A 1,414-nucleotide genomic window follows, 5' to 3' on the forward strand; every position below is an offset into this window, starting at 1 on the left:
TATGGGTCTTCTGCTCGATTCGTGGGTCGCTGGTGATCATCTTCCAGGGAGTTGGGGTCGGGGGCCTCCGAGGCTGAGCATGGCTAGGGCGATGAGGGCGTCTGCTGAGTGGAAGCCGAAGGCCATCCGGGTGATGAGGCGGATCTTGGCGTTGACGGACTCGATGCGGCCGTTGGACAGGCCGTGCTGGATGGCGGCGATGATCTGATCGCGGTGGCGGGTGACGCGTCGTTGCAGGTCGACGAAGACGTCGATGCGGCTGCGGCGGGCCCACCCGATCCACCGGTCGAGGGCTTCGACCGCTGCGGTCGGGCTGATTTTGGCCAGGGTGAACACCAGGCGCAGGCCTTCCTTGAGCGCCCAGGCCCGGTGCAGGCGGGGGTGGGTCTTGGCGATCCAGGCGAGTTTGGCCTGCTGGGCGTCGGTGAGGTTCTCCGGGTTCTTCCACAACGCCCAGCGGGTGTTCTTCAGCTGCCGGGCCGCGCCGACAGCGACACCCCGACGGCCGGCCCCACGACCGGTGGCCTCGTTCCATGCTTGACGGCGAACCCGATCCACGGCATCGGTGGCCCAGGCCACGACATGGAACGCATCGGCGCAGCGGACCGCGTCCGGGCAGCGGCGGCGCAGCACGGCAGAGATCCAATCGGCGCCGTCGGCCGACACGTGGGTGATCGCCGCGGCCCGGTCGGGACCGAGTTCGTCGAAGAACGCGTGCAACGTGGCGGCGCTCTTCCCGGCCGCGGCCCAGACCAACCGACCGGTGTCATGATCCACGACCACCGTCAGATACCGGTGGCCCTTCTTGTAGCTGACCTCGTCGATACCGATACGGCGCAACCCCTCGAAGCGGTCCACCACACCACCGGTGTCAGCCCACACCCGCGCCACGATCGCCCCGACCGTGCGCCAACTGATCCGCATCACCTGCGACACCGCCGACTTCGCGGTATGCACCGCCAGCCACGCCACCATCTGGTCGAACGCCCGGGTATGGCCCGCTCCATGACGAGCCCACGGCACCGCCGCAACAACCACCCCGTGCTGCGGGCAGGAAACCCGAGGCGCGTCGGCCTCGGTCACCGCCCGGACCGTCCCCAGATCCAACGCCCGCCATCGACGACGAACCCCAGCGTCATAGCGGGCACACCGCTGCCGGCAATACGGACACCGATGCCGAGCACCCCGACGCACCCGCACCCGAGCCACCACCACCGACTCGACCGGATCGAACTCCACATCCTCAACCACCGCCTGCTCGACCCCGAGCAGCCCAGCCCATACCCTGGCAGAACGCACGCCGTTCTCCCGCCCACAAAGTTCTGACCTTCGACAAGCCAGAACCTAGGCAGGACAACGGCGTGCGCCATCAACGACGCGCCCAACCACCCACAGACACGTCACAAGACCCATA

The 1,414-nt window shown here is 68.0% G+C and carries 1 protein-coding gene; it reads right to left on the reverse strand.

Annotated elements, in window-relative coordinates; translation table 11 throughout:
- Window positions 1-36: 36 nt before the first annotated feature.
- Window positions 37-1,299: an ISL3 family transposase gene (locus tag ACFQGL_RS32135; protein ID WP_377516415.1), complete on the reverse strand. Its 1,263-nt coding sequence runs from the start codon at window positions 1,297-1,299 to the stop codon at window positions 37-39.
- Between the last annotated feature and the right edge of the window lie 115 nt (window positions 1,300-1,414).

The sequence above is a fragment of the Micromonospora vulcania genome, from assembly GCF_042658605.1.
Taxonomy (GTDB): Bacteria; Actinomycetota; Actinomycetes; order Mycobacteriales; family Micromonosporaceae; genus Micromonospora; species Micromonospora vulcania.